General features: G+C 76.0%; 2 protein-coding genes. One reads left to right on the forward strand and one right to left on the reverse strand.

The genetic code is table 11. The features are described 5' to 3' along the window. Positions 1-56: 56 nt before the first annotated feature. Positions 57-278 carry an MbtH family protein gene (locus ACFV5N_RS27860; protein ID WP_385605335.1) on the reverse strand — a complete coding sequence of 74 codons (222 nt, stop codon included), beginning with the start codon at positions 276-278 and terminating at the stop codon, positions 57-59. Positions 279-588: 310 nt separating this feature from the next. On the opposite strand from ACFV5N_RS27860, the gene ACFV5N_RS27865 reads away from it, so the two are divergent. Further along, positions 589-1,254, forward strand: coding sequence for a hypothetical protein (locus ACFV5N_RS27865; RefSeq protein ID WP_385605338.1), 666 nt, complete (start codon positions 589-591; stop codon positions 1,252-1,254). The last annotated feature ends 49 nt before the right edge of the window (positions 1,255-1,303 follow it).

The raw sequence follows: 1,303 nt of genomic DNA on the forward strand, positions 1-1,303 counted from the left end.
GTCCGGCGTGACAGCACGCCGGACCAGCCACGGCCACCAGGCGGAGCCCCGGGCGATCAGGAGCCGGCGGATTCCTCCATCGCCCGCACCAGGCTCAGCGGACGCATGTCCGTCCAGTTCTTCTCGATGTGGGCGAGGCACGCCTCACGGTTGTCCTCCGGGTGGGCCGTCTCCCAGCCCTCGGGAACATCCGCGAACGCCGGCCGGAGGGAGTGCGGGCCCTCGTCATTGACCAGCACCAGGAAGCGGCCCTCGGGGTCGTCGAAGGGGTTCGTCATGGTCAGTCCTCTCGGTGGGAGGGGGCCCTGACCTGGCTGTCGGCGCGGCCCGCGCGTTCCAGTCCGCCGTCCGGGGCGTGCCGGGCGAGGTCACCGGTGCGGTCCATGCATTCGCCGGTAGAGGCGAAGGGGTCGGGACGAATCGTTCGGCGGTGAGCCCGGGGCCGGCCGAGGTAGCCGCGGGCCGCGACGTAGAGCTCGCCGGTCACGCCGGGGGTACGGGCCGCAGGGCGTCGTCGAGGAGGCAGAGCCGCAGACCGGGTATCGCCTCGCCGGTGGGGCTGCCGGTCATGCCGGGGCTGAGGGGCTGGTGACCGACCGCCCGCGGCCGGGGCGGCGGGTGCAGGTGGACGAGGCGGAGATCCTGGCCGAGACCCTGGCGGACCGCGGCATCCCTCCGCCCACCCTGCGCGCGCCCCGCTGGTCCTCGCGCCTGCTCGCCTCCCGGCTGGACGTCTCGTACACCACGGTCGCGCGGGTGTGGCGCAAGTGGCGCGTCCAGCCGGACCGGCTGGACACCTACGTCTTCCCCGTGGAACCGGAGCTCGGCCCGGACCTCGGGGCGCCGGTCGCCCTGCACCTGGGCGCCCGGCCGGTGGCGGTGTTCACCACGGCACCGGGAGCCCACCACCACGTGCGGGAGCTGGCGCACGCGCTCGCCCCGCCCGCGCGGCCGGCCGGTCCGTCCTGCCCGTCGCAGCTGCTGTCCGGTCTGCCCGCCTCGGCGGGCCCCTTACGGGTCCTCACCGGCCGCCACGCGCTCGCCGCGCTGCCGGGCGGCATGCCACCCGGCACCACCACGCACCACACACCCTCGACCGAGACCTGGCTGACGGTGGTCGCCACGGCACTCGGCATCCAGGCCAGGGACGCGGCCCGCGGGGGTGACCGCTCCCTGGCCGACCCGGGGCCCACGCTCCGCGGCCTGCACACCTTCACCTGGCTCACCCGGTTCGGCCGCCCCGCGCTCCACTGACCCGAGGAGGCACCACCCGCACCCCGCCCCCGGGAGCCCGGACCCACCG

This window comes from Streptomyces sp. NPDC059853, assembly GCF_042731495.1.
Taxonomy (GTDB): domain Bacteria; phylum Actinomycetota; class Actinomycetes; order Streptomycetales; family Streptomycetaceae; genus Streptomyces.